The organism is Micromonospora sp. KC207, assembly GCF_004348615.1.
Lineage (GTDB): Bacteria > Actinomycetota > Actinomycetes > Mycobacteriales > Micromonosporaceae > Micromonospora.
Genome location: NZ_SMKJ01000358.1, coordinates 1 through 5,867, shown reverse-complemented (window position 1 = coordinate 5,867; position 5,867 = coordinate 1). Strand labels below are relative to the sequence as shown.

Annotated in this window: 10 protein-coding genes; 4 read left to right on the top strand and 6 right to left on the bottom strand. The window is 74.9% G+C overall.

Annotated elements, in window-relative coordinates; translation table 11 throughout:
* From E1258_RS29045 to E1258_RS29035, 3 genes are all read right to left on the bottom strand, one after another.
* The coding region (locus tag E1258_RS29045) for a CDP-alcohol phosphatidyltransferase family protein (protein ID WP_371688699.1) at positions 1-541 on the bottom strand (541 nt) is incomplete at its 3' end.
* Positions 542-816: 275 nt separating this feature from the next.
* A complete protein-coding gene (locus E1258_RS29040; protein ID WP_132406727.1) occupies positions 817-1,263 on the bottom strand; it encodes a MarR family transcriptional regulator in 447 nt (148 codons plus the stop codon).
* 33 nt (positions 1,264-1,296) lie between these two features.
* Positions 1,297-2,487 carry a PP2C family protein-serine/threonine phosphatase gene (locus E1258_RS29035; RefSeq protein WP_132406725.1) on the bottom strand — a complete coding sequence of 397 codons (1,191 nt, stop codon included), beginning with the start codon at positions 2,485-2,487 and terminating at the stop codon, positions 1,297-1,299.
* Between the two features lie 198 nt (positions 2,488-2,685).
* Between E1258_RS29035 and E1258_RS29030 the strand changes: the two genes are divergently transcribed.
* The 3 genes from E1258_RS29030 to E1258_RS29020 all read left to right on the top strand — a co-directional run bounded on the left by E1258_RS29030 (position 2,686) and on the right by E1258_RS29020 (position 4,334).
* Positions 2,686-3,567, top strand: coding sequence for a universal stress protein (locus E1258_RS29030; protein ID WP_132406723.1), 882 nt, complete (start codon positions 2,686-2,688; stop codon positions 3,565-3,567).
* Positions 3,568-3,651: 84 nt separating this feature from the next.
* A complete protein-coding gene (locus E1258_RS29025; protein WP_036371794.1) occupies positions 3,652-3,861 on the top strand; it encodes a hypothetical protein in 210 nt (69 codons plus the stop codon).
* Positions 3,858-4,334: a hypothetical protein gene (locus tag E1258_RS29020; protein WP_132406721.1), complete on the top strand. Its 477-nt coding sequence runs from the start codon at positions 3,858-3,860 to the stop codon at positions 4,332-4,334. The genes E1258_RS29025 and E1258_RS29020 overlap by 4 nt, the downstream gene beginning before the upstream one ends.
* On the opposite strand, the gene E1258_RS29015 is transcribed toward E1258_RS29020, so the two are convergent.
* Entirely contained in the window at positions 4,331-4,525 is a 195-nt protein-coding gene (locus E1258_RS29015; protein ID WP_132406719.1) for a hypothetical protein, read from the bottom strand. The genes E1258_RS29020 and E1258_RS29015 overlap by 4 nt on opposite strands.
* 139 nt (positions 4,526-4,664) lie before the next feature.
* Between E1258_RS29015 and E1258_RS29010 the strand changes: the two genes are divergently transcribed.
* A complete protein-coding gene (locus E1258_RS29010; RefSeq protein ID WP_371688698.1) occupies positions 4,665-5,333 on the top strand; it encodes a hypothetical protein in 669 nt (222 codons plus the stop codon).
* Positions 5,334-5,384: 51 nt separating this feature from the next.
* On the opposite strand, the gene E1258_RS33645 is transcribed toward E1258_RS29010, so the two are convergent.
* Together E1258_RS33645 and E1258_RS29005 are read right to left on the bottom strand one after the other, a co-directional pair.
* Positions 5,385-5,546 carry a hypothetical protein gene (locus tag E1258_RS33645; RefSeq protein ID WP_165949930.1) on the bottom strand — a complete coding sequence of 54 codons (162 nt, stop codon included), beginning with the start codon at positions 5,544-5,546 and terminating at the stop codon, positions 5,385-5,387.
* Positions 5,547-5,651: 105 nt separating this feature from the next.
* Complete coding sequence (locus E1258_RS29005) at positions 5,652-5,849, bottom strand: hypothetical protein (protein ID WP_007071112.1); 198 nt, start codon at positions 5,847-5,849, stop codon at positions 5,652-5,654.
* Positions 5,850-5,867 lie beyond the last annotated feature (18 nt).

Below are 5,867 nucleotides of genomic sequence, written 5' to 3'. Positions count from 1 at the left end.
GCCCCCAGCCGACCGCCCCGGCCACCGTCGCCGTGACCGCCGACGTGGCGTGCGCCAGCAGCAGGATCGGGAACGCGGCCAGCAGCAGGAACGTCGCCGTCTTACCGACATAGTGCACCGGCGGCGGCCCGTACCCGTACCGGCGCAGCACCCCCAGCGACCCCAGCAGCAGCAACTCCCGGGCCAGCAGCGCCGCGGTGAACTGCCACGGCACCACCTCGCGCGCGGTGAACGCCGACAGGGTCGCCAGGATGTAGAGCCGGTCGGCCAACGGGTCCAGCAGCTCACCCAGGCGGCTGACCTGCCGCAACCGGCGGGCGATCCAGCCGTCGACCCAGTCCGTGGTGCCCCCGAGCGCCAGGACCACCACCGCGGCGACGTCAGCGCGTGCCACCAGCAGCAGGTAGAGGAACAGCGGCACACCGAGCAGCCGCACGAAGCTGATCAGATTGGGCAGGGTGAGCACGCGGTCCCCGGTCTGCGCGACGCCCGGGCCGCCGGTCCTCTCCGGGGGCAGGGCCCCCGCCGGCCGACGCGACACCGAACCTCCCTCCGCGGCACCGTCCGGCACCCGGAGCGGGCGCTACGGAGGACGCACGCGTTGCCGGCCGGCAACCGCCGGCACCTTCGGATCCCGGGCCGGGACCTCCCCTGGCGCGGCCCCCGGTCCGATGCGGACCAGGGGCCGGTGACTTGCGCTGCCACTATATCGGGCCCGCTCTCGGCCCCAGGTCGTCCGTGCTCGCCTCGCTGGAGGATGGCGTGCGTGTGGGCGACCTCACGTCGCGTAAAGCATCCTAGGACAATGAATCGGAGTCAGGCCGGCCGGGCGCCCGGATCCGGCGCTGCCGCCTGGCTGAACGCCAACAGCGCCAGCAGCAGCTCGTGCTGCGTGCGCGACGGCATCCGCTCCAGCACCGCCTGCACCGCCCGCTGCCGGCGCTCGGTGAGCTCCCGCAGCAACGCCTCCGCCGCGGCCGTCGGCACCAGCCGCACCTCCCGCTTGTCCCGAGAATCGGCCACCCGGCGCAGCAGCCCGATCGCCTCCAGCCGGTCGCACAGCCGGCTCGCCGACGACGGGACCACGTCGAGCAGCTCCGCGAGGCGGTTCACGTTGGTAAGCGGACGGGCGCTGATCAGCGAGAGCACCCGCAGCTGCGTGGGCGAGACGGTCATCTGATGCCGGGAACCCTCCGGATCGAGCACGCGCACGAGCGCCTCGGCGGCGACGTCGATCGCCGCGGCGAGATCCGGTTGCTCCACCCGACGTCCCCTGCGATGTCCGCTCGTGTCCCGCTACCGCCCCGCCGCCGCGCCCAGGCCCCCGGCCCGGGGGCGCCAGTCGAGGCAGACGACCACCGCGTCGTCGCGCAGATCGGCGTCGGCGTGGTAGGACTGCAGCCCGCGCATCACCGTACCAACTGCCTCGGTCGCCGGCTGCAAGCGAGTCGCACGCATCGACCGGGCCATGGCCCGCTCACCGTACGGCTCCCCGCCGCCCGGTGCCGCCGCGTACACGCCGTCGCTGACCACGAAGAGCCGGTCTCCCGGTTCGATGGTGAACTCCTGGATTTCGTAGCGGGCCTCGGCGAACATGCCCAACGGCAACTGCTGCTCCAGCGGCACCCGCTCGACCGAACCACCCCGCAGCCGCAACACGTGCGGCGAGCCCGCGTCCACCGCGCGCACCCGGCCGTCGGTAGTGTCCAGCTCCAGCAGCAGCGTGGCCACGTGCCGCTCGCCCCGGTGTTGGAAGAAGACCGTGTCCGAAGCCAGCTCGGCCTGCTCGACCAGTCCGCCGCCGGAGCGGCGGGCGTTGCGCATCGCGTTGACCGCCACCGCCGTCAGCAGCGACGCCGACAGGCCGGTGCCCGCGCCGTTGAGTACCGTCAGAGCGAGCCGGTCACCGTCCACCGACCAGTCGAAGTGGTCGCCGCCCACCGTGTACGCCGGCTCCAACTGCCCGGCCAGCAGAAACGCGCCGTGCGTGACACTGCGGCCCGGCAGCAGGTCCCACTGCATCTCCGCGGCCATGCTCAACCGTTCCCGGCGGCGGGCCCTGCGGTACCGGTCGGTCTCCCGGTCGGCCGCGCGCAACGCCAGCGCCAGCTCACCGGCGATGTCCTGCACCGTCTCCACAGTCGACGCCGCCGGGGCCGCCGCAAGCTCGACCAGGAGCACACCGAGGCGCTCGCCCCAGACCGTCAGCGGCAGGTAGACGCGGCACCGGCCGTCCTCCCCGCCGTCGAGCACCGGCTGCTGGCTGCTGAAGCAGCGCTGCGCCACGCCCTGGCAGGCGAGGAAGCCAACGTCGGGCAGGTCCGGGTCCAGCACCGGCCACAGCCCGCTGATCCGGTAGTCGGCGACGAACACCTCGGTCCGGGACGCGCCCAGAGCAGCGCGGATGGCCCCGTCGGCGGCCTCCGCCAACCGGTCGGGCGGCGCCTCGCGCAGCGCGCGGGACACCGTTCCGGACGCCTGCGGCATGATCACCCTCCGACAACTCTTGCTGTAGGGCAAGCATCATACGGAGGGCCCCGGCCGGCCAGCCGGCACGGTCGATCGTTTTCCTCCCCCGTCGACGTCCGGACGCCGTGCCGGCCCGGTGACCTGCGCGGTATCGCCTCGGCGACGGCCAGCCGGCCGCGATACTGACCGCGTGCCCACGGCGGAGGAGGTACAGCGGTGAACGCGACCAACGGCGCGGCGGTGGTGGTGGGCGCGGACGGCTCGGAGTCGTCCCTGCGGGCCGTCCGGCTCGCCGCCGGGGAGGCGGCCCGCAGGAACCGGCCGCTGCGGGTGGTGCACGGCTTCATCTGGCCGCTGCTGCGCGTGCCGCTCGGCCCGGCCCCCGGCGGACCGCCCGGCGCCGGACTGCGCCACCAGGCCGAACGGCTCGTGGCGGAGGCCGTCGCCGAGGCCGAGGCGGCCGCGCCGGACGTCCGGATCACCGGGGAGATCATCGACGGGGAGGCCGCCGCAGTGCTGGTCGGCGAGTCCCCCACCGCCGTGATGATCGTCGTCGGCGACCGGGGACTGGGCGGGTTCGCCACGCTGGTGCTCGGCTCCGTGGCGGTCAAGGTCGCCGCGTACGCCGACTGCCCCGTGCTCGTCGCCCGCGGCGCGGCGCGCACCGACGGGCCGGTCGTGGTCGGGGTGGACGGCTCCGCGCTGTCCCAGGCCGCCGTGGAGTTCGCCGCCGAGGCCGCGGCGGTACGCGGCGTCGCGCTGCGCGCCGTGCACGCCTACCGGCACCCGGCCTCCACCGGGCCCGGCGACATGCAACCCCTCGTCCACGACAGGCGCGAGCTGCGCAGCGAGGAGGAGCGGGTGCTGGCCGAGTCCCTCGCCGGGCTCGGCGAACGCTGGCCGCAGATGTCCGTCGAGGCGACGGCGGTCCGCGATCGGCCCGTCGCGGCGCTCACCGAGGCCTCGCGCGAGGCCCAACTGCTGGTGGTCGGCGGGCGGGGCCGCGGCGAGTTCACCGGCCTGGTCCTCGGCTCGGTCAGCCACGCCGTGCTGCACCACGCCGACTGCCCCGTCGCCGTGGTGCGCGCCCCCGCCTGAGGCGGTCGCCACCCAGGGACGGTTGGCCCCGGCGCAGGCGGGTAGACGACGTGCGCCAACAGCCCCAGACCGCAGGAGGCGGCGATGCCAGGACCACGACCGGGCAGCAACGCGTACGACAAGCAACGGGCGCGGCTGCGCGACCTGATCGAGAATTCCGGACGGGCGGCCGACTCCGAGGCCAATCAGGTCGCCAACCGGATCCTGCAGGACGACCGGGGACAACACGGCGTCGTGCGGGGCGAACGGACGTACGGCCCGAAGGGCGAACGCGAGCCGGGCGACCCGAAGTGAGCGGGACCAGGCTGGTCGACGGGGCCGTCGCCGGCGCGGTGGGCAGCGCCGCGCTGAACATGGTCGGCTACGCCGACATGGTGCTGCGCGCCCGACCGGCGAGCAGCACGCCCGAGGAGAGCGCCCGGCGTGTTGCCAGGCTCACACACGTGGACCTGGGGCCCGAGGACCGGGCGGCCAACCGCCGCGCGGGCCTCGGGCCCCTGCTCGGGTACGGGCTGGGCGTCACCGCCGGCGTGGTGTTCGCCCTGTTGGCCGGGCACCGGCGTACTCCCCTGCCGGTGGCCGTGCTGCTGCTCGGCGGGGGCGTGATGGCCGCCTCGGACGGGTCGATGACCGCGCTGGGGGTGACCGACCCCCGGCGGTGGAGCCGCACCGACTGGCTGTCGGACGTCGTGCCGCACCTGGCGTACGGGATGGCGGCCGCAGCCACCTGGAACCGGCTGCGGCCGCCCTCGTCGCGGTGGTGCTAGTCGCTCTCGTCGTCGGCCACCTGCGCTCCGGCCGGCCCGTAGGGCGACACCTGACCACGCGGAACGGTCCGGCCCCGGTCGCCCTGCGACGTGCCACCGTGGGGATGACCGGACGCGCCGGGCCCCTTGGCGTCCTGCACCGCGTCGTTTCGCGCGTTGCGGCGCAGCTCCGGCTGCTGCGGGTTCGTCACGGGATTCTCCCTTCCAGGGTGGACGGCGCGGCGTCGGCCGCGCCGCTGTCGGCTTACCCGTCGCCGCACCCCCCATGCCCCGCGCCAGGGTGCGGGACTATCACCCCACCTCAACGCGCCGGATGGGTGGCCGGCACCGATGCGGGTACCCGGGGGCGTGGCAGACGATCGAACAACCGCGCGGGTCCTGCTGGAGCGGCAGGGCCGCACGTACGCGCAGGACGCCGGCATCCGGCTCGCCGACCGGCCCGGCCCGCTGTACCAACTGCTGGTGCTGGCCACCCTGCTCAGCACCCGGATCCGGGCCTCGGTCGCGGTGGCTGCGGCCCGGGAGCTGTTCGCCGCCGGCTACCGCACCCCGCAGGCGATGGAGGCGGCCGGCTGGCAGGCGCGGGTCGACGCGCTGGGCCGGGGGCACTACCGCCGCTACGACGAGCGGACCGCCACCATGCTCGGCACCGGCGCGCAGCTGTGCCTGGTCCGCTGGCACGGCGACCTGCGCCGGCTGCACCGGGAGGCCGACGGGTCGCCGGCCGCGCTGCGGCGGCTGCTCACCGAGTTTCCCGGGATCGGGCCGACCGGCGCGGACATCTTCCTGCGGGAGGCGCAGTCGGCCTGGCCCGACGTGCGCCCCTACGCCGACCGCAGGACGCTGGCCGGGGCGCAGCGGCTGGGTCTGCCGGCCGACCCGCGCGGGCTGGCGCGGCTGGTCGACGGGGCGGAGTTCGGCCGGCTCGCCTCGGCACTGGTCCGCGTGACCCTCGACGAGGACTCCGCCGGGGAAATCGCCCGCGCCGCCGCCCGCTGAGAACCCCGCAGCGGGCACGTGCCGGGTGTGGTCACGTCCGGGCGCTCGGGGCTACTGGGTGCCCGGCTTGGTCAGGTGCCAGGTCAACGCGGCGGCCAGCACCGCGAGCAGCACCACCCCGCCGGACACGCCGCCACCCTCGTCGACGCTGCGGCCCCTGCTGCCGAAGTAGATGACCGCGAGGCCGGCGAGCACCGCCACGACCGTACGCATTCCCCGGTCCTTCACCCCCCGAACGGTACGCAGCAACACCGGGCCGAAAGGCGCGAAAACCGCCTTTTTCCCCACTCGGATGGCGCCCCACTCGGGTGATGCCGGTCAGTCGGTCTCCAGGTCGTCGAGAGAGATGGCGTGGGTCATCAGCCAGCGGGCCAGCGCCGCCATCCCGAACAGCCACAGCGGGGCCGACTCGGTGGGGCCGTTCGTGGCGAAGACGGCGAAGCGCAGGTCCGGTGCCCGGTACGCCTCGATCCGCCACCGGTGGCTCTTGTCGCGCCAGACCGCCGAAGGGTCCATTCCGCCACGCTAGGCCAC